The sequence below is a fragment of the Bacillus haynesii genome (assembly GCF_014042035.1).
Lineage (GTDB): Bacteria > Bacillota > Bacilli > Bacillales > Bacillaceae > Bacillus > Bacillus haynesii.
The window spans coordinates 888,390-914,137 of record NZ_CP059494.1 but is presented as its reverse complement, the minus strand read 5'-3'; the positions used below and the strand labels follow the sequence as shown (position 1 = coordinate 914,137).

Sequence of the window (25,748 nt, the reverse complement as noted above, 5' to 3'; positions counted from 1 at the left end):
AGAGTTCTTACCTTTTTATCCATCAGGGAAAGGATTCGGGCATGATTCTTTTCAGTCAGAACACCCGCCGGCGAAACAGGGGATATATACCTATAATAACGAAATGACTTGACCGAAAGGATCATCAATCCCCTTCCCTCCCCTCCCCGCCTTTTCTCACGGCACTTCCCTGCCATTTCATAATCATCCATACGTTAACTTCAAAAGATGAACCTGACAATTTTATTGTAAATATGGGTGAAACCGAGTATACTCATATAGTTGCCAATCATGAAGAAAAACGATGAACGGCGGTGGAGACACGTTATTATATAAGATGAAAAACGAGAGAAGCAAATTAGGACCCCGGATATTCGGGAGTCCTACATATAATTTGTCGTCATGTTTTTGGGTAAATTGTATTACAGGAGGTTTGATATGGAGAAAAAGTTTAATTCAAAAGCAATATTAGTCACCTTCATGATTGGTGCATTTTTTGCAATATTAAACGAAACGCTGTTGAACATAGCATTAACAGAGCTGATGGAAGTCTTTCACGTTGATGCCCCGACTGTTCAATGGCTGGCAACCGGATTTATGCTTGTCATGGGTGTTTTAATGCCTATTTCCGCTTTACTGATTCAATGGTTCACGACAAGACAAATGTTTATCGGTGTTATGTCGACCTTTTTAGTGGGAACCGTCATCGCCGCTTGTGCAGTGAATTTTCCGATGCTCTTGACGGGGCGCATGATTCAGGCAGTCGGTACGGGGCTCTTGATCCCCATTATTATGAACGCCCTCTTGCTGATTTATCGGCCTGAAGTCCGCGGGAAAATCATGGGGACGTTCGGGCTGGTCATCATGTTCGCTCCGGCGATCGGACCTACTCTTTCGGGTGTTATTGTTGACATCCTCGGCTGGCGCTGGCTGTTTATCATCGTCATTCCTTTTGCAGTATTTTCAATTCTGTTTGCGATGAAGTATTTGCAAAATGTCGGAGAAGTGACGCGCCCGCGGGCTGATTTTTTATCGATCATTCTCTCAACCATCGGGATCGGCGGAATCGTATACGGATTCAGCAGTGCCGGGGAGGCTCCGGAAGGATTTCAGTCCCCTCTGATCATCGGTGTGATCATCATCAGCCTGATCAGTATCGTGTTGTTCGTGCTTCGTCAGTTGAAGCTTGAAGAACCATTGCTGGATGTGCGTGTGTTCGCCTATAAAAATTACACGCGCGGGGTCTGCCTTTTTGTAATTGTCATTATGGCGATGTTCGCTTCCGAAATTGTGATGCCGATGTATTTGCAAGGACCGCTTGGCTTTTCAGCAAAAGCAGCAGGTCTTTTGCTTTTGCCTGGGGCCTTGCTAAACGGGCTCATGTCACCGGCCATGGGCGCTTTATTCGATAAGTTCGGGCCGAGAAAACTCATCATTCCGGGTACGATCGTTCTCGTCGGCGTGATGTTTTTCTTCAGCAGGATCAATCCTTCGGTGCCGGTTTGGGCGTTCATTATTGTGTACATCATCTTGATGCTGTCCATCTCAGCTATCATGATGCCTGCGCAGACGAATGCATTAAACGAATTGCCGAAGCATTTATATCCTCACGGAACGGCAATTTCCAATACACTTCAGCCTGTTGCAGGCGCACTCGGTGTTTCGGTGTTCGTCAGCATCATGAGCCAGGGTCAGAAAAGCTATCTTGCCGGGCAAGAAGCCGTCAGCAAACAAGTCGTGCATGAAGCGATGACTCACGGTGTTCACCATGCCTACTGGTTTGCGCTCGCTTTATGCTGTATCGCTTTCTTTACCGCTTTATTTATTAAAAAAGCGGTCGCGCCTGATTTTGATCAAGAATAAACAGAAACTTAAAGGATGTCCTTTCTAGGGGCATCCTTTTTTATCGTTTTTTCTGCCGCGATTCTTCCGGCTCTTATTTTCAGAATTGACGAGATTTTGTGATATAATGCTAGAATCATATTCATTTTATCGGAAAGGAACGGATTCCATGGAGTCATATGTTGATCAAAAAGACGGGATTTTCAAATCCGTATGTTCGCTCGACTGCCCGGATCAATGCGGGCTGCTCGTTCATAAAAAAGACGGAAAAATCGTTAAAATACAGGGCGACCCGGACCATCCGGTCACACAGGGCAATATTTGCAATAAAGTCCGCAATATGACGGAGCGTATTTATGACCCCAAACGGCTGGAAACCCCGCTGAAACGGACGGGTCCAAAAGGAGACGGGATATTTGAACCGATCAGCTGGGATGAAGCGATTGAAACGATTCGCACCCGCTGGCAGTCGCTCATTGAACAGGAAGGGCCCGAAAGCATTCTGCCCTACAGCTTTTACGGCAATATGGGGAACTTGACGGCTGAAGGGATGGACAGGCGCTTTTTCCACCGCCTCGGATCGAGTCAGCTTGACCGGGCGATTTGCACCCCCGCCGGTTCTGTCGGCTATAAATACACGATGGGCGGAAGCATTGGCACCGACCCTGAAGATACAACGGAGACAAAACTGTTTATCTTTTGGGGGATCAATGCGGTCTCAACCAACATGCATCAAATAACCATTGCTCAAAAAGCCCGTAAAAACGGTGCAAAAATCGTTGTGATCGACGTTCATAAAAATCAGACCGGCCGGATGGCAGACTGGTTTATTCCGATTCGCCCCGGCACGGACAGCGCGCTTGCGCTTGGCATCATGAATGTCTTATTCGAGGAAAATTTGGCTGATGAATCATTTCTGAAAGAATTTACAGTCGGCCATGAAGAACTGCGCCGCCATGTGCGGCAATACGACCCCGCCACAGTAGAGGCGGTCACCGGCGTATCCCGGAATGATATCATCGAGCTCGCCCGCCTGTACGGCCGCACCTCCCCTTCACTGATCCGGATCGGCAACGGTCTTCAGCATCATGATAATGGAGGAATGATCGTTCGCACCATCGCGTGCCTGCCCGCGATCACGGGCCAATGGACGAAAAAAGGAGGCGGAGCGATCAAAGGCAACACGGCATTTTTGGCCTATAATACAAAAGCTTTGCAGCGCCCCGATTTATTAAAAGGCAGAACGCCGAGAGTCATCAACATGAATCAGCTCGGCAAAGCTCTCTTAGAAACCGAACCTCCGATCCGTTCGCTGTTTGTGTACAGCAGCAATCCGGCCGTTGTCGCGCCTGAGGCAAACAAAGTCAGAAAAGGGCTTGAGCGCGAAGATTTATTCACGGTTGTTCACGATTTATTCCTGACGGAAACGGCACGTTATGCCGATATCGTTCTTCCGGCTTCTTCCGCTTTCGAAAATACGGATTTCTATACATCATATTGGCACCATTATGCACAAATTCAGCAGCCTGTTATTGAGAAATACGGTGAGAGCAAGTCAAATACAGAAGTATTCAGGCTTTTGGCTGAGGCGATGGGTTTTAATGATGAGCCGCTGAAAGATTCCGACGAAGAGATGATCAGACAGGCGCTTGACTACCCTGATAATCCGTGGCTCGATGGCATTGACTACGACAGCCTGACTGAAAAGCATTTTGTCAAAGCAAATCGGAAAACGATTTTTCCTGATAAACTGCCAACGCCTAGCGGAAAAATTGAATTGTATTCAAAAATGATGGAGCAGCACGGCTATCCGGGTCTGCCGACTCATACCCCGCTTGTTGAAACAGACGAGTATCCATTTTTATTTGTGCCCGGACCGAATCACAATTTTTTAAATTCGACCTTTTCAAACAATGAAAAGCATATCAAATTAGAAAAGGAGCCGAAACTTCACTTAAATATAAAGGATGCCGAAGAAAAAGGCATCGAAAATGGAGATTTGGTGAAAGTTTGGAATGACCGCGGATCATGCATCCTGCCCGCTGCCGTCGGAGAAAACGTCCTTCCGGGCGTGGCTGTCAGCCAAGGGTTATGGGCGGATGCAGAAGGGAAACATTATCTCGTCAATGCGCTGACGCCCGATCGTTTAGCTGATATGGGCGGTGGTGCAACTTTCTTTTCTGGAAGAGTTCAAATTGAAAAAATATGAACGTGTACAAAAGACCGGTTGTAACAAAACCGGTCTTTTTTCACTTTGTCTTCTTTAAAGTTTTGGCATAATCGGCGGCAAACGCCGTGCTGTTTTTCAAAAACTTGATAATGGTTTGCAGTTCTTCCTCTGAATATCGACTTAAAAATCCGGCAGATTCTTGCGCCAAGTCTTGAAATATATAGGAGATCTTCTCCAGATTTTCCGGGATCAGTTCGACTAGAAGACGCCTTCTGTCAGACGAATCCCTGGTGCGTCTGACATAGCCCGCTTTCTCAAGACGGTCGATCACTCCTGTGATCGCTCCCGTTGTCAGTCCGCTTTTTGCGGCAAGCTCCCCCGCTGTTACTTTACCTTCCCGCGAGATGATCTCAAGGCATTTATGATCCGTTCCGTTCAGTCCGATTTTCTCTCCGATCGCCTGGTGCAGAAAAATGGTTGCGGTGCTGTGAAATCTCAACTGCTGTATCAGCTCGTTGACCAGCCCTTCTCCTTCAATATGATTTGTTCTTGACATTGGTAACACCCTTCTATAAAATCATTATGTCTTAGCAGCTAAGATATTTATTTCCTGATATAAATAATCATAACAGGATGAAGCGTCTATGCCAAACGCTGCTTTAGAACGAATTTATTTAAAGGAGAATAGATTGATTTGTCACAAACTCAAAATCAAAAATTAGGATTTGTTGTAGCAGGACTTTTGCTTGCCATTCTGATGGCCTCGATGGACAATACCATCGTTGTCACGGCAATGGGAACAATCGTCGGCGATCTAGGCGGACTCGACAGCTTTGTCTGGGTTGTATCTGCCTTTATGGTCGCTGAAATGGCCGGTATGCCGATATTCGGCAAGCTGTCGGATATGTATGGCAGAAAACGTTTTTTTCTCTTTGGCAGCATCGTTTTCATGGCGGGATCAGCATTGTGCGGAACGGCTACAACCATTGAGCAGCTCAGCATTTACCGCGCGATCCAGGGAATTGGCGGAGGGGCGCTTATTCCGATTGCTTTTACGATCATCTTTGACATTTTCCCGCTGGAAAAGCGCGGCAAGATCACAGGACTTTTCGGCGCAGTCTTTGGCCTCTCAAGCATTTTCGGACCGCTCATCGGCGCCTATGTCACTGACTACATCAGCTGGCACTGGATTTTTTATATGAATCTGCCGCTCGGTATGGTTTCTTTTGTTTTCATTCTTCTATTTTACAAAGAGACGAAACAGCATGAAAAGCATCGCATTGATTGGCTCGGGGCGATCACACTCATAGGGGCGGTCGTATGCCTCATGTTTGCGTTGGAGCTTGGCGGCGAGAAATACGCCTGGGATTCGAATGTCATCCTTACCCTTTTCGGAAGTGCAGCCGTCTTATTGGTTTGCTTCCTCATGATCGAACGCAAGGCCAGTGAACCGATCATTTCGTTTCATATGTTTAAAAACCGGTTGTTTGCTGGCAGCACGCTTGTCGCCTTATTTTACGGAGGGACTTTTATTTCGGCGACCATCCAGATTCCGATCTTTGTTCAAGGTGTTTACGGAGATTCGGCGACAAACTCCGGACTGGTTCTTTTGCCGATGATGCTCGGCTCTGTCGTATCAGCCCAGCTTGGCGGATTTTTAACGACAAAAATGAGCTATCGGAACATTATGCTTATCTCCGGACTGGTTCTCGTCAGCGGATTTTCTTTATTAAGCACGCTTAACATGGACACTCCGCGTTTATTATTAACCATTTATATGATCGTCGTCGGCTTGGGAGTCGGTTTTTCTTTCTCTGTATTAAGCATGGCAGCTATCCATCATTTCGGTCCGGAGCAGCGCGGCTCAGCGACTTCTACGAGCAACTTTATGCGCTCTCTCGGCATGACGATCGGCGCCAGTATGTTCGGGATGATTCAAAAAAACCACTTTTCAGAACAGATGGAAAATATGTTTAAAAACACCGGCGCTTCAAATCCCGTTTCACCGAATGATGCCAACCAGATTTTATCAAGTGCCCGGGCATCCATACCGCCGGATGTTTTAAATCGCATTACAGATGCGCTGTCAAATTCGATTGTTCATACGTTTACTTGGGCGATTTTCCCCGCAGCGGCCGCCTTTTTGCTGGTGTTTTTCATGCCGAACGACAGGGTGAAAGCGAGAGCAAATAAGCAAGTGAACAAAGCGGGCTGAATATCTAGCTTTGCAAAGGTTTCTTTTTTCTCATTTTTGAAATCAATAAAAGTGGAATCGGCACAATGCCGAATAAAACGGCCGCAATATAGCCGATCATGTCGCCGAGAGAAAATACATCTTCGACATTTTTGGGCGTCATCGCGAGCAAATACATCACCGGAAGCAGGCCGAACATGATCGGTCTGCTCTTTTTCTTGAAAATTTGCGAAAGCCCCAGGGATGCAGCGTAAAATGAGACGGAAAAAGTCGCAAACAGCTGCATAATCCAGATGACAAGGAGCAGCGATTCAAAACGTTCAAATATCAAACCGGGCATTTCAAAACTGCGGATCAGGTCGAGCGACGGCCATGTCATCGCGGTCACCCCGTCAACTGACAGCCCTCCGATCACGAATACGACCGTTGTTAAATAAAAGAGCATCGCAATGCCGATTCCCATGACAACGACTTTGACACCATCTTTCGGCTTTTTCATAAACGCCAAAAGGAACACCATCACTTCTGCGCTGATAAACGAAAGCGTTGTCGCTTTTGTCCCCTTTAATGCCGGCATGATGCCTTTCCCAAGGACAGGCCGCAGGTTATCCAGTTCAAATATGCCAAAGCTCATAAAAACCACGGTTAAAAAGAAAAGGATTGTAATCGGAAAGATGATTTCAAACAAACGGGCAAGCGACCCCATTCCGTCTTTTATCGAATAAAATCCGACCCACATCATCGACATGACGATCGCCCAAATCGGTGTTTGCTGCAGCAAAAAAAAGGTGATGACTTCTGCCATGATTCTGGCTTCAAAAGCCGCAATCGCTACAAAATGCTCAATGAAAAGCAGGCTGATCACAATACTGAGCCACTTTCCGACAATGTCTTTCCCATATTGAAAAAATGTTTGCCCGGGATAATCCTGGCTTAATTTTGTCATAACCACTCCGGCTGCCGTTGTGACAAGTCCGCCTAAAAGGACGGAAATCCATACATCCGGCGTGCCTGCTTCCTCTACAGCGGTTCTTGGCAGGATGAGAATCCCGGCCGCCATAATATAACTGACTAAGACAACGATTGCCTGAGAATTCGTGATTTTATCTTCGGAACGGATCATTGCGCGTTTCTCCGCCTTTCGTGATTAGAAATTCTTCTGTTACTGATCCCCAACGGTTCCGTAATCTTTAATCGCGATTTGAACATGAAATGAAATCGGTATGTCGGTAAAGGTCTCATCCCAATTTTTCTTTAGTTTTTCCCAAAGCCTCGGATGCTTGATCCTCAGCTCGTTTCCGAATCCGGCAAGATCTGCTTTGTATTCGGTTTTCATTTTTTTTGTAATGTCCTCCATCGATTTTTTCACCGTTTTCGCGGTTGTTTTCTCGACTTTTTCTAAAAATTTGTCATCAAACGCTTTTTCCTTTGTGTTCCAGTTTTCTGCCAGATATCCGTCTGATTTTACATTAACTTCAAAATAAAGGCGGTTTCCTTTGACGATGGGCTTGATGTTGCTTTTAATGGATTCAACGCCAAATGCGGTCACCTTCTTTTCTTTTGGATCATAACTTTTAACCGTGCCTCCAATTCCCTTTCCGGTGATCCACATCACACCTTCTAAATCTTTTTCATCCAAATAGCCGATCAGCTTATTGGTTTTTCCATTGATCGCGGCTGCTCCCGCATATTTGACTTCTCCATCGGTACCGATAACATTTTGAAGCAGATAGCTTGTTCCTGACCTCATTTTGCCTGTCAGTTTGGCAAGCGTTACAGGAGGAAGAATTTTTTTCGTCTTATACTCATTTTCGACGATTTTGCGCAGACGAAACGCCGGCATCTCGCCGGTTTCCTTCAGCTCAAGCGTGTCTCTCGCACGCCCTCTTGTGACCAGCACCATACTGCTCGGTCTGATTTCATTATCGCGGAGAGGCTGATCAAGCAGTTCAGCCAGCGAATAGGTGCGAAGAAGCTCAGCGGCGATGACAATCACCTTTAAATGAGGACTGAATACAGGCCTGTCCTGTCTTAATGCTACTTCAGAGTTAATTTGCTGAAGCGAGTCTCCAGTTTCATAAACATTGATATACGATTTTTGATCAGTGCTTCCTCCGGTCGATTTTGAACCGGCAGCTTGTTCGTTCACGTATTGATAGACCATCGTGATCCGGTCTTTTTTCGGGAAATCACCCCCCGCTTCGTCAAACTTTTTTTCAAGTTCCGTTTCCTTGCCTTTGTCAATCCCCATTGCAAATGTTAAGCCGAGCTCTTCAATTTCGTGGCTGCTCCAGCATCCGGTTAATAGAAACAATAGTAAAACACTCGTTAAATAACGGATGGTGTTAGTTTTTTTCAAACTTTTTCCTCCTCGCTTTCGATATGACCAGAAGCATTAGCGGGATGAGACCGACCAAATAGATGGCGCTGTTGCCGATTAGATCTCCCAGTTGAAAAAGCTGATTGATATTTTTAGGTGCCATCGCAATCAGATAAATGACCGGAAGCAAGCTGAATAATATCGGTTCCATCCTCTTCTTCAAGAGTTGCGACAGACCTAAAGCAGCAGCAAAATAGCTGATCGTAAAACTGGAGAACATTTGCATGATCCAGATGACTAGCAGCAAGGACTCAAAACGTTCAAAAATCAACCCCGGTATTTCAAAGCTTCTCATCAGATCAATGGTCGGCCATGTCCGTGATGTCACTCCATCGATCGACAGTGCACCGATGACCATAATAACGGTGATCATATAAAAGACAATCGGAAAAGAAATCCCGATCAAAGTAGCTTTTAATGCTTGCTCGGGATTTTTCATAAAAGGAACGATGATCAGCATGACTTCTATGCCTGTATATGCAAAAGACGTTGTCTTGACTCCTTGCAACACCGGCACGATCCCTTTCCCGAGAACCGGACGCAAATTGTCCATATCGAATATGCTTGCGCTCATAAAAATGACGATCAGAAAAATGAGAACTGTAATCGGAAAGATGATTTCATAAAGTCGGGCAATCGGATTGATACCGCCGGTTAATAAATAGATCCCGCTCCATAAAAAAACCATCGCCATCGCCCAAAGCGGCGTGTCTTCCAGTAAGTAAAATCCCATAACCTCTGTAACAGAGCGGACTTGGAAACCTGACGTGGCGAGAAAGTAACAAATCAAAAGCAGGCTGAAAAGTCCTCCCGGCCACTTGCCAATGAGATCCCGGCTGTATTGATATAACGTTTTTTCGGGGTACTTCATGCTTAATTTCACCATGATGAAACCTGCTAAGATGGCAACCAGTCCTCCAAATGCAACAGACAGCCAGACATCCGGCGTCTTGACCGCTTCCACAGAGGTCCGCGGCAGCGTCAAAATACCGGTTCCCAACAGAAAATTCGTGATGACGATGCCGGTTTGTGAAACGGTAATTTTGTCTTGCTGACTCACCATCATGGAGAAATCCCCCCTTTCCTTTTTCAATCATCAGCCTCTATCAGTTCCCTGTTTCCTCCTTCTTATTTTTGAAATCACCAGCAGCACGAGCGGGGTCAAGCCGCCTAAATAAACGCCGCTGTTTCCAATAAAGTCTCCAAATTCAAACATGGCGTTAATATTTTTCGGGATCATGGCCATGAGATAAATTACCGGAAGCAAAGCAAACAGCATCGGCCGAATATTTGTTTTAAAGAGCTGGGCCAGGCCTAATGCCGCGCCGTAAAAAGAAATTGCAAAGGTATTGAACAGCTGCATGATCCAGATGACCAGCAGCAAGGATTCAAACCGTTCAAAGATCAGACCCGGTATCTCAAAGCTTCGCATCAAATCAATTGTCGGCCATGTCCGTGAAACCACTCCGTCTATAGAAAGGGCGCCGATCACCATAACGACGGTGATCATATAGAAAAGCAGAGGGATGGCGATCCCGATCGTAACCGTTTGAATGGCCTTCCGAGGCTGATTCATGAAGGGCATCAGGATCAAAATGATTTCAATACCTGAAAAAGACAATGCGGTCACCTTTATTCCTTTTAAGACTGGTCCTATTCCCTCTCCCATTACAGGACGCAAGTTGTCCACATCAAAAATACCGACACTCATAAACACGACCAGCAGAAAAAGAATGAATGTGATCGGGAAAACGATTTGGAACAATCGGGCGATCGAACTTAAGCCGCCAACGATCAAGTATAATCCCACCCACAAAAAAACCATCGCAATTGCCCAGCGCGGGGTCCCTTCCAGTAAAAAAAAGCGGATGATTTCAAGCGTTGAGCGGACCTGAAAACCGGAATGGGCCAATAGGTAACAAATGAAAAACAGGCTGATCAAGCTGCCGATCCATTTGCCGATGATGTCCTGACTGTACTCATAAAAGGTTTTATCAGGATATTGATGGTTGAGCTTTACCATAATGATCGCGGCCGTCAGAGCGACCAAGCCGCCTATTACAAGCGTGATCCAAACATCAGGCGTTCCCACCTCGTCAACAGACGTTCGCGGGAGCGTCAGAATCCCTGTTCCAAGCAGGAAATTGGTGATGATAACTGCTGTTTGCGAGGTGGTGATGCGCTCTTCGTGACTGACCATCATGAGCGTCTTCCTCCTTTCTATGCTATTGGCGTGTCGAATCGTCTGTTTTTAACATCTTCGGCCGTTTTTTCATGATCTGTATCGGCATGCGAACAATGAAATCTTTCCAATCGCGCAAACGATAAGGAACAGCAGGGCTCGCATATGGAACGCCAAAGCTTTTCAGCTTCACCGCATGGCTGGCAAGCATGAGGAAAAACATAATCACCCCGTACAATCCGAATACAGCGGCGCAAAACATCGCCACAAACCTCAGCATGCGCAGCGAAATACCAGCGCTGTATTGCGGAATGGCGAATGAAGAAATCGCGGTAACAGCAACGACGATGACCATAATCGGGCTGACGATGCCAGCCTGCACGGCGGCCTCCCCGATGATGATACCGCCGACGATTCCCATTGCCGGACCGATTGGTTTTGGAAGCCGCAGGCCGGCCTCGCGCAAAATTTCGATTGCCACTTCCATAATGAGCGCTTCGATCAGTGATGGAAAAGGTACGCCTACCCTCGTTCCGGTAATGGAAATTGCCAGTTCACTCGGAATCAGCCCGGGATGAAACGATATAAAGGAAATATATAAAGCAGGCCCAAGCAGCGAGATCATGGCTGCGCCGATCCGCATGATTCGGATCAGTGAACTCGGGAGCCAGCGTTCATAATAATCCTCGGGCGATTGCAGGAGCATGCTGAATGTAACCGGAACGATTAAAACAAAAGGCGTCCCGTCCAATAAAATGGCCACTCTTCCCTCCATTAACGCACTCATCACTCTGTCAAGGCGTTCAGTGCTTTGCACCTGAGGAAATGGACTGAGATAATTGTCTTCGATCAGCTGCTCGACAAAACCGGATTCGAGCACATCATCTATATCAATCTTTTCGATTCTTTTTTTGACTTCTTCCACAAGCCCTGGTTCAGCAACGTCTTTGATATAGGCGACGACAAGATTCTTGACTGCTCGCTTCCCAACTTGAAATTGAAGCATGGACAAATTTTGATTTTTGCCGTGCTGCCGCAAAAGTGCTGTATTTGTGCCGATCGTTTCCGTAAAGCCGACGCGCGCCCCTCTGACCAAGGATTCTGATACGGGCTCTTCAATGTTCCTTGTATTTCTTTTAACGGTTCCCAGCAATAAAACTTCCGCTGCACCGTCGATCAGCAGCATGGCCGTACCCATCAACACTTCCGGCACCACTTCGCTGACATGCTTTGCCTCTGATACTTCGCTGATTGATAAAATCTGCTTTTTGATTAAGTCAGGTACATTGCTGCTTAATGAAGAAAGCTCAATGTTATATTCTTTGGAAAAATCATCCATAAGGGATTTCATAATATGCTTGTCAATCAAATCTTTATCCGCAAGCGTTTCGACAAATACAATCGCCGCGCGGATGCCGGCGCGCCCTAAGTTGAATTCTCGAAAATGAACGTCTGAGTTATTCTCCAAGGCTGTTTTGGCCATTTTCAGATCGTGATCAAAATCGCCGGTAAAATACCCCGTTGACTCCACTGACGGCACTTCATTTTTAGGTTTTTCCGGCTTGTTGGATGACTGTATCATTCTTCGCGTCTTCGCTTTCCACCATCTCATGTCACTCACTCATCCCCTGCCGTGCGAAGCCACAGAAAGACTTTTGATATGGCAAACGGGACGAAAAAGACAAAAAAGGCCTGCATCAGGACCAGCCAGTCCGGAAAATAGGAAACAATGGTTTTCCACATGTTGATCACCCTTTTTCATTGCTGTAGTAAAGTCATCATTTTTATCCTATTATTACCTTGGGTGACATCTATAATTGGTGGTAATTTAAACCACGACCAACAAAAAAGAACCATCTGCGTTAAAAACACAGATGGTTCTTTTCATTTATTCTTTTTCTAAAAACGCCCGTTTGCGTTTGGCAAGCTCTGAAAATTCCTGATCCAATTCATGATATCTCGGGTCTTGGGGCGTGAGTCCGGCCAATTCTCCAAGAACGGCAGTCATCCGATTTTCGATGCGAAGCCGCTCCTCTTCATCTCGTTTTGGATGGCGCTGTTTTTTTCTGTTCCGATAATCTTTCAATCCGGTTTCGACGCGGATGATACGATCATTTTCAAACACAAGGAGTTTGTTACACAGTTGATCTGTAAAGTACAGGTCATGCGACACAATGATAATCGTGCCTTGAAACTCAAGCAATGTCTGCTCAAGCTGCTCTCTGCTTGGCAAATCAAGGTGATTGGTCGGTTCATCCAATACCAGCAGATCATAATCCTTTAAAATCATGCCTGCCAGTTTGATCCGGGTCCGCTCCCCGAGACTGAACGTCTTTATTTCATCATGAAAGCGGTTTTCTTTGATCCCCATATTGGCCAAAATAGTCCGCACATTTGCGATTTCGGCTCTGTCAGACAAATTCAGCACTTCAGCCACTGTTTGATCAACCCTTAAATCACTGACATCCTGGCTTAAATATGCGGCCTTTACAGAACGGCTTTTCCACAGCGTTCCGGCTGTCGCAGGTTCAGCATCCAACATCATCTTGACAAGGGTCGTTTTGCCGCAGCCATTGTCTCCGATAAGCGCTATTCTCTCGCCATGTTTGACGTAAAAGTGGCTGTCTTTGAATAAAGTACGTCCGTCAAACGCTTTTGTCAGGTCTTTTGCTTCGATAATCCGCTTGCCCCTTTTTTCTCCCGATGAAAATTGAAAATTGACAGATGCTGATTCCTTTGGCTTTTCCGCTTTGTTTTTTTCGAGCTCTTGTTCAAGGCGTTTAAGTTTTGATTTGACTTGGTTGTCGAGCTTTTTGGCTTTTACCCGGTGGTATTCTTTAAAACCGAGCTGCCTTCGTTCTGACTGTGATCCCTGTTTTGTTGAGTCACGGTGGGCTTTCTGCGACCAATTTTGAAGAGTCGCAATTTGTGACTCGATCCTATCTTTTTGCTTCTGCTGAACTTCATATTGGTGCAGGCGTTCTTCATATAACCGTTTTTTCTCCCGCCGGTATGCACTATAGTTTCCTTGATAGGTGTGTAATTTCCCATCTTCCAGTTCAAGTATTTTAGAGACGGATTGATCCAGGAAATAGCGGTCATGAGAAATAATCAATACAGCCCCTTGATATTGTTGCAGTTCTTCAAGGAGCCAGCTGATCCCTTTTAAATCCAAGTGATTGGTCGGCTCATCTAAGATGAGGAGGTCAGGCATCGTTTTCCAGACGTGTGCCAGTGCAAGCTTCAGTTTTTCTCCCCCGCTCAAATGGCTGAGCCGCTCGGAATTCCAGCTTTGAACCTTTGATAAGCCAAGACTGCTGGTCAACTGATATAATTTCCCGCCCTCATCGCCTGTTAAGATGCTGTTAAAATCATGAACGGAGTACTCAATCGACTGGAGCAGATAGCCGATCTTAAGCGTCCGGTCTGTTTGAACAGTGCCTTTGTCGGCTTCTATATGACCGCTCAATATATTTGCAAGCGTTGTTTTCCCCGCTCCATTGTATCCGACCAAACCAATCCGCTCTTGATTGGAAATGTCAAAATCGATGTTTTTTAAAATCGATTGTTCTCCAAAGCTTTTTTGCAAGCCTCTTATTTTCATTAAAATCGTCATACCGCTCACCTCTGTTTTTGTTTTGGCTGACAACAAAAAACCTCTCGCGGAAACCCGGAGAGGATATCATGCCAAAATATGCATCGTGAAAGCGGTATAAACCGATCCCATTCCTTTGCACGACAAAAAACATGCAAATTCAGAAATTGATGCAAGGTATAAAAGGGCATACTCATCCTATTCTCCAAGTTTCCGTTTTTTCATATTAAAAAAACGATGGAAAATAAGATTACTGCTTCATGTCCCCTATACCTATTCCTTTCACTGTATTTACCGATTAGTATATAAACGGAGGGAAACTTTGTCAACAGTTATGCAGCCCGTTTTTCGGCCGATACCGAAAAACGGTTGCCTTTCGACTTAGTTGAGGATTTTGTTTCGAATCCAAAATTTTAAAATTTAATGCAAAAGTGTGAAAATTGTCCGATATTAATCTCGTAACCTAGAAAAAGGAGTTTTGGCGAATGAAAAAAATATTGGACTGGTTCAAGCATCCATCTCTTTCAAAAAGATTAGCGGTCTCATTTTTATTGATTTTAACGCTCCCTGTTTTAATCCTTTCAGGTGTTTCCTATTATACGGCAGGCGGGTCGATTGAAGATGAAATCATGAGAAGCGCAAGAAACAGCGTGGATCAATTAAACGAAATGATCGATCAAAATATTGAGAAAAAAGCGGATGCTGTTACATATTTCAGTGAAGAGATCAAAGAAAAAACATACAAGGAAAAAGGCCAGACTTCGTTAAAACAGAAGTTTGAACAATACGCCAGACAAAACAAGGATGTAGAAGCCGTGTTCACAGGCTCTGAAGACGGTGTATACGTGCAGCATCCTTATACGAAAATGCCTGACGGCTATAATCCGGCGGAAAGGCCCTGGTTTAAAGAAGCGGTTGAGAAAAAAGGCGAAATCATCGTCACTGATCCATACACATCTGCCGCCACCGGCAACACGGTCATTACCATCGCCAAACAAAATAAAGACGGGTCGGGCGTCGCGGCGCTCAGCTTGAATATCGACGAGCTGATTAAAGCAACAAACGATGTCAAAGTCGGAAAAGACGGCTTTGCTTTTATTTCAAGTGCATCAAAAAAATATATCGCCCATCCGAAGATTAAAGCTGGAACTGAAGGCGATGGCGGCTGGGTTGACCAAGTTTACGGCAAAGAAAAAGGCGAATTCAAATATACTTTTGAAGGAAAAGAAAAGCAAATGGCGTTTGCCACAAATCAATTAACAGGCTGGAAAATCGCCGGGACAATGTTTTCCGATGAGATAACAAACGCAACAAAGCCCGTCTTTTATATGGCACTCATCGTCTTTTCAGGGGCTTTGGTGCTTGGCGGAATTCTCATTTTCTTTATTGTCCGCGCGATTAGCAAACCATTGAATCAACTCGTTCTATCTGCAAAGAACATCAGCAGCGGCGATTTGACACAGCAAATCGAAGTGCGTTCAAATGACGAATTCGGGCAGCTCGGCAAAAGCTTCAATGACATGGCGGAATCGCTCCGCACACTGATCGGCACCATTCAGGAATCGGTTGAGAATGTCGCCTCCTCCTCTGAGCAGCTGACAGCAAGCGCAGAACAGACGAGCCAAGCGACAGAACATATTACATCTGCGATCGAACAGTTCTCTAACGGAGCTGAAAGCCAGAATGAAAAAGTCGAAACCAGCTCGCAACAGCTCAGCCAAATGAATGATCATTTGAGCGAAATGACCGAGGTGTCAGAATCGATCACTGAATCATCGATCAAATCGACAGAAATCGCCGAAACCGGCGGGGAACTTGTTCAGAAAACGGTCGGTCAGATGAACTCCATCGACCAATCCGTCAAGCAAGCTGAGAGCGTCGTCAAAGGTCTCGAAGGCAAATCAAAGGATATCACGTCAATCCTCAGGGTGATTAACGGAATTGCCGATCAAACGAATCTATTGGCATTGAACGCTGCGATTGAAGCAGCCCGCGCCGGCGAGTCAGGCAGAGGATTTTCCGTCGTTGCCGAAGAAGTGCGAAAACTTGCTGCCCAATCAGCGGACTCGGCAAAAGAAATCGAAGCGTTGATTCAGGAAATCGTCAAAGAAATCGAACATTCTCTCAACATGTTTCAATCGGTCAACCATGAAGTGCAGTCCGGACTCAAAATTACCGAGAAAACAGAATCGAGCTTTCACGAAATCAGCGGCATGACGAATGAGATCGCAGGCAAGCTGCAAACGCTCAATGCTGCGGTTGAACAATTGTCGAAAGGCTCGCAGAAAGTCTCGGGTGCCGTTCAGGAAATCGCCGATGTTTCAAGGGAAAGTACAGCTGGAATTCAGGATATTGCAGCATCAGCGGAAGAACAGCTCGCTTCAATGGAAGAAATCAGCACATCCTCTGCCACGCTTGAGCAGATGGCGGAAGATCTGCGAGAATTGACGAAAAAATTCAAGGTGAAATAAAAAAAGAGGCTTCCTTCTTTTAGAGGGAGCCTCTCTTTTATGTATCAGCTGATCTTCGTTCCATTTGGCGCTTCCTGATCAGGGGCCAGCAATATAACGTCGCCTTTTTCCGGCACGCCTCCAAGAACAAGAACTTCCGATTTAAACCCGGCAATCCGCCGCGGCGGAAAATTGACGACTGCCGTCACCTGCCGGCCTACAAGCTTTTCAGGCGTATAACGCTTTGTAATTTGCGCGCTCGAACGCTTGACGCCAATCTCTTCTCCAAAATCGATCTCAAGCTTAATGGCCGGCACTTTCGCTTCCGGAAACTGTTCTGCTTTTAAAACCGTTCCAACCCGAATGTCAAGCTTTAAAAAATCTTCGATTGTTGCCATGAATTCAGCTCCTTTGGCCGCTTTCTAAAGGGTGTTATTGACATGACTAGAATATCATGTATTTTGATTTGTTTAAAGCCTGGACTTCCCTTGCCTTTTATAGAACCGAGTAGTAAACAGGCCTCTTTTGCCGCCGTTTTAGGACAGCCAACTTTACGGGAAACGCCTCTCATTCATAGATTAAGAGGAAGAATAAACTATAAGAGATGAGGTGGAGCTAGGATGTTCGGTTCCTTTATGGTTCAAATGGTAAGGTCCAACGCCCATAAGCTGGACCGGCCGCTGAGAGAAAGCGTGCTGAAACTCTATAAACCTTTTAAATGGACGCCTTGCTTTTTACACGGGTTTTTCGAAAAAATATTAATGAAAAATAAAAAAATACCAGTCATTATCGAATTTGAAAAAGACTGTCAGCATAAAGGCTATCAATTAGTCAATGAAATGATTGACAGCAAAAGAAGAAACAAAATCAAGCATCGCTTCTCCAGCGTTAACTGCTGCAGCGCTGAAGTCACCCCTTCTTCTTTGCAATCGCTTCTATCTCAGTGCGGCGACATTCGCAAAATTTATTTAAATCGCAAAGTAAAAGCGCTCCTCGACGTAGCGGTTGAATCAAGCAATGCCATAGAAGTGATCAGAAACAATCAGACGCTGACAGGCAAAGGAGTGACAGTCGCTGTCATTGATACGGGCATATACCCTCACGAAGATCTTGAAGGCAGGATCAGGGCTTTTCAAGACTTTATCAACCAGAGAACAGAACCGTATGATGACAATGGCCATGGCACACACTGCGCCGGCGATGCTTGCGGAAACGGAGCAGCCTCATCGGGTCAGTACCGCGGATCTGCTCCTGAAGCAGACCTTGTCGGTGTAAAAGTATTGGACAAAATGGGATCCGGTACGCTGGAAACCGTCATTCAAGGAGTAGATTGGTGCATTCAATTCAATGAGGAAAACCCTGATGATCCGATCGACATTATTTCAATGTCATTAGGCGCAGAAGCGTTACGCTACGAGAATGAAGAAGAAGATCCAGTCGTTAAAGCTGTTCATGCAGCATGGGACGCAGGCATTGTTGTATGTGCGGCAGCCGGAAATTCGGGTCCTGATGCGCAAACGATTGCCAGCCCGGGCGTCAGCAGCAAGATTATTACAGTCGGAGCCTTGGATGACCGGGATACAGTCAGCCGGGAGGATGACGATGTCGCCTCTTATTCAAGCAGAGGGCCGACGATCTACGGTCAAGTCAAACCGGACTTGCTGGCACCGGGCACAAATATTACGTCGCTTCGTTCACCCGGATCTTTTCTCGATAAGCTGCAAAAAGCAAACAGAGTCGGCACGAATTATATGATCTTGTCAGGAACCTCGATGGCTACGCCGATCTGTGCAGGAATTGCAGCACTTATCCTTCAGCAAGCCCCAGGCACAGAACCTGATGAAGTCAAACGGCTGCTAATCGACGGAACCGATTTATGGAAAGATCGCGATCCAAATGTTTACGGTGCAGGGTACATCAACGCAGAACAATCGGTCCCGCAAGATTAAAGACCGTTCGCCCGTTTTGCAAAAAGCGGGCGAATCTTACATAAAATATTTAAACTGCAGACCTTCTTTTTACAAGCATGAGCGGGATCGTCAAATACATGGCATACGCGAAGACCATCCAAACCGCAAATCCAATCACCTGGCCATCTGAAAGCGCCGGGAAGATCAGCGAACGATTCCATAAAGAAAAAGCGTCGAGAAACAAACCGACTACCGAGCCCACAATGCCAAGCTTAACTGCCGCAAACCTCGATTTGTCAACGCGCTGGTAAACAAGCATCACGGCATATAAAAGGGCAAAGGTTCCGGCTTCAAGAAGCAAAAAGCGGAGCATAAAAGCATCTTGGCCGGGTTCGGCAAGAACCGCACTGCCGAACAACATAAAAAACACGGTCGCACCTAGCCAGACGACGATCGAAAAGACAAGAGCCAAACCCAGTTTTTCAGTCAACATATCCATCCCCTTTTACTCCCCTCCATGCTGTTTTACAGCGGTTTCCGTCAGCATCTGCAGCACCGCCTCTAATTCCCCGTAGACCTTTTCAGAGGCAAATCCCGAAGACATAAGCGACTGAAGTGCAAGACCGTCGATTAGTGCGTTTAAAAGAATGCCCCACGTGCTGAAAGAAACCCCATCAATAGGAGAACGCTTCCACATCTCGGAAAGCTCTTTTGCCAACACCGCATTTTCCTCTTCGAGAAGTTCTCCAAGCTGTTCGCTTATCTTTTCATTTCGAAAACCTAAAACGGCCAATTCTAAAAAAAGCTGATGATAATACGCATCTTTCTGCGTTCTCGATTTCGCGGATGACAATCCGTCTTTTATCCTTTCGACAGCGGGCTTTTCATTTGCTTTCAATTGCTCCCACGACGCGCGGCAAAGGTCACGGACCACTTCAAAAACAAGCTGCTCTTTTGTCCGAAAATGATAGTAAACTGTTCCCTGTGTGACCTTTGCTTCTTCAGCAACCGCCTTTAATGTCAGTTTGTCAAGACCATGTCCGGCAATGCGGCGCTTAGCCGCCTCAATCAACGTTTCTTTTGATGTCACATTCGGCCTTGCCATTCACTTCACCTCTTAGTTATTTGAATAACTAACTCAATAGTTTAACTATAATCTGGGAAGGTTTTCTAGTCAATCGGTTTTCTCATTCTAGCCATAGTAACTTCAAGTTGACATAATGTTATTATTGTTAACTTGAATTATTGCTTCTTGTCCGTTTCTGTCATAAGCGTCAGCCCTTGAAGGAATTTCAAAATAGCTCCCTGTTCTGCTGTTGAAAACGAATCGAGAAACCTGCCAAACTGTTCCGCTTTTTGCTGATGAAGCTTTTCATGAAGCTCAAACACTTGTTTTCCGCTGGGCGTCAGTCTGAAGTATATCTCTTTTTTGTTGTCCGTCAATTGAAACCTTTTGATGAGGCCTTCTTTTAACAGCTTTGAACTGATTTTTGTAATATTTGCTTTTGATAAATTCATTTTTTTTGCGATGCCGGTGTTATTGATCGGTTCATCATGACCGATACAACTGATGACATGGATGGTTGTCATATTCCCCGGGAGCCTTTTAACATCAGATTCTGCCGCCTGCTTTAAAAATGCCTTGAGATCTGTATCTGCTTTTTGTTCGTTCAAGTGCAGGAGTTTAACATACATATCATAGATCAGCTGTTTTGTCAGTTCAGACATAGTCAATGGACAGTCCCTTCTTTTTATTTTCCGGTTAACAAAATATTTTAATTGTCTGTTTTAGGGTTTGTCAATGTTATGATAAGGTAAAATCAGATAAGAAATGTGTTTTGTTTATCATGAAACAACATCAAAAAGGAGAATCGCTGATGAATATTGAAGGAATAGAGATGGAAGTTTGCTGCACAGGCGATGTATGTTCAGATGCCCTTGAATTTTTGAGACGCCATAACCACGAAAAAACAGCCGAACATTCGATAAGGGTGAAAAAAGCGGCAGAAAGATTGGCAAATCGTTTTCATGTTCCTGCACAAAAAGCTGGAATAGCCGGGATTATGCATGACATCAGCGGTGTCATCCCTAATGAAAAAAGAATTGCGGCTGCTGAAGCGCTCGGTATTGATATTCTGCCCGAAGAACGGATATTCCCGATGATCATCCATCAAAAACTGTCGAAAGTGATGGCGCGAGACCTGTTTCAGGTGGCGGATCAAGATATTTTAAATGCAATAGAATGCCATACAACGCTTAAAAAAAATCCCTCACAGCTCGACCTTGTCCTGTTTTCGGCGGACAAAATAGAATGGGATCAGACGGGAACTCCTCCTTACATCTTGGAGCTTCATGAAGCGCTTGAAGTTTCTCTGGAGCATGGGGCGTTTGTTTATATTCAGTATTTGTGGAAACAAAAAGATAAACTGAAAGTTGTCCATCCCTGGCTAAAAGATGCCTATTATCACCTAAAAGCGAAAATCGAAGCTTGACCTCAGGCAAGATTACGGCTTGGCGAGGTGACCGCCTTAAGCCGCAATCTTACTTGTAACTCCGTTAGTTCACGCCTTTTGAAGCATCCCAAGTTTTCAGCTGCTTTCTCATATGGACGATTTGCCCCAGATGATAAGCATTATGAAGAATGAGGCAGGACAAAATCTCCGCCCAGGTGGAATGCGGATCGTGCTGCGCCGGCTGTTTCAGCATCTCCTCTTCGCATGCCGAAAGCGCATCGATCCATTCGTCATAGATCGTATTCAGTTCCTGCCGGCTTTCTTCCCAGCCAAGTCCGCTTTTGTTTAAAAACGTATCATCGATCGTATAATCAAAAGCCGGGACGGGAATTCCTTTAAACCGCTTTAAATAGCGCTCGTTGTAAAAAATCAAGTGGTTGGCAATTTCTAAAATCGAATTTTCCGAACCTTCCCCTTTTTGCCTTGCCTGGCTTTCCGTGAGATCAGCGGCAGCCGTTTGAAAACAAACAAACCAAGTCGTTTCGTTATAACATGCTTTAAACTGTTCAAGCAAAACGTTTTTTAGCATAAATACCCTCCAGTTCGATTCGATTTTAGCTTTCATTTGCTATTTTCGCCCTTTTCATGGCAGAATCCTTTTTTTCAATATGATATTGAATGTCGAGAAATCGTATGCCGAACAGCCACATGCGGTGATAGGCGCAGAGCCTCTTTCGTTCCTGCTCTTTGATTATAAAGCGTTCGGCAAGCGGCAGTTTAAACGTTCCTATTCCGGTGGAAAGGAAAATACCTTCATCACCCCGGTCAGATCCTTTGTCACTGCTCGTCAAAATCAGGCAGCCGTTCTCTGCTTTCGGCTTTAAAATGCCTGTCATATTGGAAAACGGCAATGGCAGCGCAATATTCATATATGTGATGTGATCATGTGTATGAGCAGAATAAAGCGCCAAGAACACAGTCTCGCCTTCCTCGTTCGTTCTGACCCAGGCGCGCACATTCTTCCTTCCGTCTTTTGCTGAATCAACACCGATAATCTCGCCGTCCATCGTTTGCCGACCGGTCTTTGTTCCCAAATGAATTTGACCTGTCTTTTTTGAAATCAGCTGGTACATGTGCGCGAGCGGCTTAAACCATGGACGCCAGCCGATCTCCGCTGTTAACGAATAATCGGAAGTATGTTCATAGAAATCGAGAATAAGAGGAGAAACCGCCTCAGGCTGAAATCCGTTTCTCTGAAATGCGCTCATATCATCGGCAAGTCCTTGGTAAGACGAATCGGTCTGTAATCGGTGCCGGTGTAAAAAATCAGCTCCGATCCTCCATGTCCCGTAAATGTTGCTCATCGTTTCGTCTTGCCTTCTTTTGCAGTCTGGCTCAGGAGATTCAAGACGCCAGCCGGTCAGCGCTGGAATGATGACGCCTAAAGCGTTGACAAGCCCGTGAATCCAAATCATTTCCTGGATTGTAAAAGTCGGCCGGCCGCGAAACACGCCGTATGAGTAAATGAGTGAAAAAGCAATGGTGATCATCAATGTAAACGACGAAAAGATGACAAAGCGCCGAGCCGCGCTGTTTTTGAAGGCCGTAATCGAGACGAGAAAGCCGCTGCCGTATATGGCCGCCAAATACAGCGCAACGGCGAAGACATCAATGGTTTTCGAAAACGATATGCCGACCGCAATGAAAAGCGGAGACAGCATGATGAGCCATGTCACCGCCGCATAAAGGAGGCCTTTCTTTTTCAGCTTCCTTCCGAGCATTCCATTAAAAATCGGAATGAGAAATGCAGAATAATGAAAATGTACCGCTGTCAGCAGCACGATCAGCGGGCTGAAATCCATGACCTGTAGATTCAGCGTATAAGCAAAAAGCCAACCCCCTCCGAAAGGAAGGTATAGCAGGCCGCTGTCAATCGATGCCTCTTCAAGGCCTCTTCCTCCTCTTTCCCAGAGGCGAAGGGCCCCGTATAACGCGATCATCCCCGTATAGCATAGCCAAACCGATGAAAAAAGCGGGGAATGGAACAACAGGGATAACGAAGCCGAACAAGCCGCATAAGGAAAACAGACGCTGATCAGCCGAAACATCCCATTTTCATGCTGAATGAGATCGAGCGCAGCCGGAACAAAAAACAGTATCGATAATAAAAGAAGCGCCTCTGCCGCCGGGATGTCCGGCGCTTTGCCGATGAAAAAAACCGCATAGCAAAGAACACTTACAAAAAAGCGGCGGGCTTTCATATCGTCTCCCCCTCCCTGCTAAATGTTCCTCTGTAGGCAAACAGCGTTCCGAACAGCGGGTTTTTCACATGAACATCAATCGTAAAACAGCCTTTTTCTTCGTCATACGATTCATTCACGCTGGAAATCCCGTATAAGCACTTTGGAAGGGGCAGCTTTCTACTGAATAAAGGCAGCCATTGTTTGGCAGAAGTAATCGACAATGATCCGTCGGCTTCCGACTTAAACCGCAGACTGGAGATTAAGATTGGTGGACGCCCGAAATAGTCGATGATTTCAGCACGGCTTTCATCATAGACCATGACAGCATCGAAATGCCTTTGTTTATCATGAAAAAAGAAAGTCCTGTTCCAAACGGCTGCCGGTGTATCATTTTTCGTCAGCCGAATGTGATTTTCAATCGTGAACGGAACGTTCCTCCCTCTTTCGGGAAAAAAACAGCGGAACACCGTTCCCGCTTGAAACAACAGCCTGATCCAGTACGAACCGCCGGAAATTTCCGTCATCACTCCTTTTCCTCTGAACGCGTTTTCTTGAGTGAAGTGATACCGTTCCTTGAGTTTTGGGTGAAGAAGGTGAAAATCCTCGATCACCCGTTCATACATCGAAATCAAATCAACGCCTCTTTCTGATCGTATTTCCCGCGTTTGGAATGCCGCAAGCGCTCACATAGCCGATAACGGACAAGATGATAAGCGCGGCATTAAGCACGATCGGGTTAAAAGGTTGGGCAAAAGATGCGATATCAGCCATTCCCGCGGATGCCGAAAGCAGCACAAGCAGGGCAATATGCAGAAGGAACCACTTCCTTTTCCGAACGGGATAAAGCCATAACACACCGACCATCACCTCGGCCAAACCGATAAGCTTCAGGAGTGTTTCGGGATGAAAACGGCCGCCCGTGAAAGTCGAAAGCATGCTGATTTCCTCAGGGTGAGCCATGATGAGCTTTGGAACAAGCCCTTGGTAAATCCAGATGAAAGAAAACAACAGACAAACGAGCCAATAAATCAATGTTTTTTGAAAAAGCAGCCTTGGATGGAGCCCTTTTTCAAGCCAAATCTTCAGTGCATCAAAACTCCAGGCCGTCGCCCAGCCGAGGAGCGGCCTGAATGCCATATCTGCAAGCCGGCCTAGCTTGCCGTAACGGGTGTCATAATCGTACTGTGTCATAAACTTGATCCCGGTTTCGCTCTCGCTGTACTTCCAATATCCTCTTCCTTCGCGAATGACAGAAAGCGGGTGGTTTGTAGCGAACTTGAGTGACGAGACTCTGTCTCCCGTGTCTTGATATACGTTCCCGGCAGACTCTCCTGTGCCGGAAATTTTTAAGCCGAAGCCGATTCTCGTTTCGTATAGAAACCTTTGCGGTTCACCCGGTCTGCGTTTTAAATAGGTAATGTCCGTAAATCGCAAGTCCCATTGCCGATGGAGGGTTGGGTCTTGGGTATAGCGCCATAGCCGCCCCATTTCTGTCTGGATAGATATTTCTACATAAATCGGAGTTTTTTTCATTGCGCACGCCCTTTTGTGAATATATTCACAATGATAGCATAACATGGAACACACCATGTGTGAACCAATTTTTGCATATGAAGTTTCTCTTTGCCGACATAAAAAAATCCTCGGCTGTTAGGCCAAGGCAATTAGTGGCTGGTTAAGCCTTCTCATACCTATGACTCAAAAAATGGAAGAGCCATACGACAATCATACTAAATTTTCGAAAAAATGTAAACAATTAAGAGGAAATCCCCTTGTTCATTCGGCCTGATAGACAGCAATGCCTTTTAAGAAGACGCGGATTGTCAGATCAAGACTTTCTTCTACATCATAAGGAAGACCGAACGCATCGTGTTGCCTGAGTGCAGCAAATCCATGCAGGATGCTTCTCAAGCCTCTGACCGCATGAATCGCGGAGTCGTCATCTAAACGATAGTCTTTCATAACGGAAAGTACCAAGGCGAGGATTCTGTCTCCTGCTTCGTCAAGCCGTCCATCTTCATCAGGCATTGCAATAAAAGTTGCTTCATAAAGCCCCGGTCTGTTTTTGGCAAAAGCGACATATGCATGAGCCATTCTGCTGACAGCCTGATTCTCTTCGGCTCCCTGGATAGCCGAAGCCATGTTTTCATAAAGAATCGTCAAGCCGTAAAGTGCGAGTTCTTTCCGTAAGTCGTTCAATCCTTTTATATGATTGTACAGAGACGGAGATTTGACATTCAGCCTTTTGGAAAGAGAAGCAAGCGTCACTTCATGAATGCCTTGCTCATCAGCAAGAGATGCCGCAGCTTCCAATACTGCATCTTTATTCAAACCGATTCGTGGAGACACG

23 protein-coding genes and 1 pseudogene are annotated in these 25,748 nt (G+C 45.7%); 7 read left to right on the top strand and 17 right to left on the bottom strand.

From position 1 onward, the window contains the following. Positions 1-417: 417 nt before the first annotated feature. Positions 418-1,842: an MDR family MFS transporter gene (locus tag H2R00_RS04650; RefSeq protein ID WP_182070558.1), complete on the top strand. Its 1,425-nt coding sequence runs from the start codon at positions 418-420 to the stop codon at positions 1,840-1,842. 148 nt (positions 1,843-1,990) lie between these two features. Continuing rightward, on the top strand, positions 1,991-4,030 hold the full coding sequence (locus H2R00_RS04645; protein ID WP_182070557.1) for a molybdopterin-containing oxidoreductase family protein: 2,040 nt from the start codon (positions 1,991-1,993) through the stop codon (positions 4,028-4,030). 40 nt (positions 4,031-4,070) lie between these two features. Here the strand turns inward: H2R00_RS04645 and H2R00_RS04640 are convergent, their stop codons facing one another. Beyond that, entirely contained in the window at positions 4,071-4,547 is a 477-nt protein-coding gene (locus H2R00_RS04640; RefSeq protein WP_154999806.1) for a MarR family winged helix-turn-helix transcriptional regulator, read from the bottom strand. Positions 4,548-4,748: 201 nt separating this feature from the next. Between H2R00_RS04640 and H2R00_RS04635 the strand changes: the two genes are divergently transcribed. Next, on the top strand, positions 4,749-6,206 hold the full coding sequence (locus H2R00_RS04635; protein WP_244958314.1) for an MDR family MFS transporter: 1,458 nt from the start codon (positions 4,749-4,751) through the stop codon (positions 6,204-6,206). 4 nt (positions 6,207-6,210) lie between these two features. Here H2R00_RS04635 and H2R00_RS04630 read toward each other — a convergent pair whose 3' ends face one another. The 7 genes from H2R00_RS04630 to abc-f all read right to left on the bottom strand — a co-directional run bounded on the left by H2R00_RS04630 (position 6,211) and on the right by abc-f (position 14,363). Next, positions 6,211-7,308, bottom strand: a complete 1,098-nt coding sequence (locus H2R00_RS04630) for a GerAB/ArcD/ProY family transporter (RefSeq protein WP_182070555.1) — start codon at positions 7,306-7,308, stop codon at positions 6,211-6,213. A gap of 39 nt (positions 7,309-7,347) precedes the next feature. Then, a complete protein-coding gene (locus H2R00_RS04625; protein ID WP_182070554.1) occupies positions 7,348-8,544 on the bottom strand; it encodes a Ger(x)C family spore germination protein in 1,197 nt (398 codons plus the stop codon). Then, a complete protein-coding gene (locus tag H2R00_RS04620; protein WP_182070553.1) occupies positions 8,531-9,631 on the bottom strand; it encodes a spore germination protein in 1,101 nt (366 codons plus the stop codon). Before H2R00_RS04620 ends, H2R00_RS04625 begins: the two co-directional genes overlap by 14 nt. A gap of 30 nt (positions 9,632-9,661) precedes the next feature. Further along, the gene (locus H2R00_RS04615) at positions 9,662-10,768 is read right to left on the bottom strand and encodes a spore germination protein (protein ID WP_154999801.1); all 1,107 of its coding nucleotides are present in this window, start codon (positions 10,766-10,768) and stop codon (positions 9,662-9,664) included. A 22-nt stretch (positions 10,769-10,790) separates the two neighbouring features. Further along, positions 10,791-12,359: a spore germination protein gene (locus H2R00_RS04610; RefSeq protein WP_182070552.1), complete on the bottom strand. Its 1,569-nt coding sequence runs from the start codon at positions 12,357-12,359 to the stop codon at positions 10,791-10,793. Between the two features lie 5 nt (positions 12,360-12,364). Next, positions 12,365-12,490 carry a hypothetical protein gene (locus tag H2R00_RS21355; RefSeq protein ID WP_003182518.1) on the bottom strand — a complete coding sequence of 42 codons (126 nt, stop codon included), beginning with the start codon at positions 12,488-12,490 and terminating at the stop codon, positions 12,365-12,367. Positions 12,491-12,635: 145 nt separating this feature from the next. Further along, the gene (abc-f, locus tag H2R00_RS04605; protein WP_182071022.1) at positions 12,636-14,363 is read right to left on the bottom strand and encodes a ribosomal protection-like ABC-F family protein; all 1,728 of its coding nucleotides are present in this window, start codon (positions 14,361-14,363) and stop codon (positions 12,636-12,638) included. A 464-nt stretch (positions 14,364-14,827) separates the two neighbouring features. Here abc-f and H2R00_RS21485 point away from each other — a divergent pair. Both H2R00_RS21485 and H2R00_RS21480 read left to right on the top strand, forming a co-directional pair. After that, a pseudogene (locus tag H2R00_RS21485) lies at positions 14,828-15,820 on the top strand (cache domain-containing protein); the annotation flags it as partial. A 42-nt stretch (positions 15,821-15,862) separates the two neighbouring features. After that, positions 15,863-16,813: a methyl-accepting chemotaxis protein gene (locus tag H2R00_RS21480; protein ID WP_411802206.1), complete on the top strand. Its 951-nt coding sequence runs from the start codon at positions 15,863-15,865 to the stop codon at positions 16,811-16,813. 44 nt (positions 16,814-16,857) lie between these two features. On the opposite strand, the gene csaA is transcribed toward H2R00_RS21480, so the two are convergent. Further along, on the bottom strand, positions 16,858-17,190 hold the full coding sequence (gene csaA / locus H2R00_RS04595; RefSeq protein ID WP_182070550.1) for a chaperone CsaA: 333 nt from the start codon (positions 17,188-17,190) through the stop codon (positions 16,858-16,860). A gap of 222 nt (positions 17,191-17,412) precedes the next feature. Here csaA and H2R00_RS04590 point away from each other — a divergent pair, with 222 nt between their 5' ends. Continuing rightward, on the top strand, positions 17,413-18,741 hold the full coding sequence (locus tag H2R00_RS04590; protein ID WP_182070549.1) for a serine protease AprX: 1,329 nt from the start codon (positions 17,413-17,415) through the stop codon (positions 18,739-18,741). 49 nt (positions 18,742-18,790) lie between these two features. Here the strand turns inward: H2R00_RS04590 and H2R00_RS04585 are convergent, their stop codons facing one another. The 3 genes from H2R00_RS04585 to H2R00_RS04575 form a co-directional block, all read right to left on the bottom strand. After that, on the bottom strand, positions 18,791-19,201 hold the full coding sequence (locus tag H2R00_RS04585) for a DUF5367 family protein (RefSeq protein ID WP_182070548.1): 411 nt from the start codon (positions 19,199-19,201) through the stop codon (positions 18,791-18,793). A 6-nt stretch (positions 19,202-19,207) separates the two neighbouring features. Beyond that, the gene (locus H2R00_RS04580; protein WP_154999796.1) at positions 19,208-19,807 is read right to left on the bottom strand and encodes a TetR/AcrR family transcriptional regulator; all 600 of its coding nucleotides are present in this window, start codon (positions 19,805-19,807) and stop codon (positions 19,208-19,210) included. 137 nt (positions 19,808-19,944) lie between these two features. Next, entirely contained in the window at positions 19,945-20,430 is a 486-nt protein-coding gene (locus tag H2R00_RS04575; RefSeq protein ID WP_043927940.1) for a MarR family transcriptional regulator, read from the bottom strand. Between the two features lie 149 nt (positions 20,431-20,579). Here H2R00_RS04575 and yqeK point away from each other — a divergent pair, with 149 nt between their 5' ends. Further along, positions 20,580-21,194: a bis(5'-nucleosyl)-tetraphosphatase (symmetrical) YqeK gene (yqeK, locus tag H2R00_RS04570; RefSeq protein WP_411802202.1), complete on the top strand. Its 615-nt coding sequence runs from the start codon at positions 20,580-20,582 to the stop codon at positions 21,192-21,194. A 64-nt stretch (positions 21,195-21,258) separates the two neighbouring features. Here yqeK and H2R00_RS04565 read toward each other — a convergent pair whose 3' ends face one another. The 5 genes from H2R00_RS04565 to H2R00_RS04545 all read right to left on the bottom strand — a co-directional run bounded on the left by H2R00_RS04565 (position 21,259) and on the right by H2R00_RS04545 (position 25,747). Further along, complete coding sequence (locus H2R00_RS04565) at positions 21,259-21,744, bottom strand: DinB family protein (protein ID WP_154999794.1); 486 nt, start codon at positions 21,742-21,744, stop codon at positions 21,259-21,261. Between the two features lie 25 nt (positions 21,745-21,769). After that, the gene (locus tag H2R00_RS04560) at positions 21,770-23,416 is read right to left on the bottom strand and encodes a YndJ family protein (protein ID WP_182070547.1); all 1,647 of its coding nucleotides are present in this window, start codon (positions 23,414-23,416) and stop codon (positions 21,770-21,772) included. Further along, the gene (locus tag H2R00_RS04555) at positions 23,413-24,030 is read right to left on the bottom strand and encodes a DUF4166 domain-containing protein (protein WP_182070546.1); all 618 of its coding nucleotides are present in this window, start codon (positions 24,028-24,030) and stop codon (positions 23,413-23,415) included. The genes H2R00_RS04560 and H2R00_RS04555 overlap by 4 nt, the downstream gene beginning before the upstream one ends. Before the next feature lies 1 nt (position 24,031). Beyond that, positions 24,032-24,931 carry a DoxX-like family protein gene (locus H2R00_RS04550; protein ID WP_182070545.1) on the bottom strand — a complete coding sequence of 300 codons (900 nt, stop codon included), beginning with the start codon at positions 24,929-24,931 and terminating at the stop codon, positions 24,032-24,034. Between the two features lie 243 nt (positions 24,932-25,174). Beyond that, positions 25,175-25,747 (bottom strand): TetR/AcrR family transcriptional regulator, encoded by a 573-nt coding sequence (locus tag H2R00_RS04545; protein WP_182070544.1) that lies wholly within the window; start codon positions 25,745-25,747, stop codon positions 25,175-25,177. Position 25,748 lies beyond the last annotated feature (1 nt).

Coding starts and splice junctions, on each gene's coding strand:
- H2R00_RS04650 (WP_182070558.1), top strand. CDS start 418: ATGGAGAAAAAGTTTAATTCAAAAGCAATATTAGTCACCTTCATGATT.
- H2R00_RS04645 (WP_182070557.1), top strand. CDS start 1,991: ATGGAGTCATATGTTGATCAAAAAGACGGGATTTTCAAATCCGTATGT.
- H2R00_RS04640 (WP_154999806.1), bottom strand. CDS start 4,547: ATGTCAAGAACAAATCATATTGAAGGAGAAGGGCTGGTCAACGAGCTG.
- H2R00_RS04635 (WP_244958314.1), top strand. CDS start 4,749: ATGGCCTCGATGGACAATACCATCGTTGTCACGGCAATGGGAACAATC.
- H2R00_RS04630 (WP_182070555.1), bottom strand. CDS start 7,308: ATGATCCGTTCCGAAGATAAAATCACGAATTCTCAGGCAATCGTTGTC.
- H2R00_RS04620 (WP_182070553.1), bottom strand. CDS start 9,631: ATGATGGTGAGTCAGCAAGACAAAATTACCGTTTCACAAACCGGCATC.
- H2R00_RS04615 (WP_154999801.1), bottom strand. CDS start 10,768: ATGATGGTCAGTCACGAAGAGCGCATCACCACCTCGCAAACAGCAGTT.
- H2R00_RS04610 (WP_182070552.1), bottom strand. CDS start 12,359: ATGAGATGGTGGAAAGCGAAGACGCGAAGAATGATACAGTCATCCAAC.
- H2R00_RS21355 (WP_003182518.1), bottom strand. CDS start 12,490: ATGTGGAAAACCATTGTTTCCTATTTTCCGGACTGGCTGGTCCTGATG.
- abc-f (WP_182071022.1), bottom strand. CDS start 14,363: ATGACGATTTTAATGAAAATAAGAGGCTTGCAAAAAAGCTTTGGAGAA.
- H2R00_RS21480 (WP_411802206.1), top strand. CDS start 15,863: ATGGCGGAATCGCTCCGCACACTGATCGGCACCATTCAGGAATCGGTT.
- csaA (WP_182070550.1), bottom strand. CDS start 17,190: ATGGCAACAATCGAAGATTTTTTAAAGCTTGACATTCGGGTTGGAACG.
- H2R00_RS04590 (WP_182070549.1), top strand. CDS start 17,413: ATGTTCGGTTCCTTTATGGTTCAAATGGTAAGGTCCAACGCCCATAAG.
- H2R00_RS04585 (WP_182070548.1), bottom strand. CDS start 19,201: ATGGATATGTTGACTGAAAAACTGGGTTTGGCTCTTGTCTTTTCGATC.
- H2R00_RS04580 (WP_154999796.1), bottom strand. CDS start 19,807: ATGGCAAGGCCGAATGTGACATCAAAAGAAACGTTGATTGAGGCGGCT.
- H2R00_RS04575 (WP_043927940.1), bottom strand. CDS start 20,430: ATGTCTGAACTGACAAAACAGCTGATCTATGATATGTATGTTAAACTC.
- yqeK (WP_411802202.1), top strand. CDS start 20,580: ATGAATATTGAAGGAATAGAGATGGAAGTTTGCTGCACAGGCGATGTA.
- H2R00_RS04565 (WP_154999794.1), bottom strand. CDS start 21,744: ATGCTAAAAAACGTTTTGCTTGAACAGTTTAAAGCATGTTATAACGAA.
- H2R00_RS04560 (WP_182070547.1), bottom strand. CDS start 23,416: ATGAAAGCCCGCCGCTTTTTTGTAAGTGTTCTTTGCTATGCGGTTTTT.
- H2R00_RS04550 (WP_182070545.1), bottom strand. CDS start 24,931: ATGAAAAAAACTCCGATTTATGTAGAAATATCTATCCAGACAGAAATG.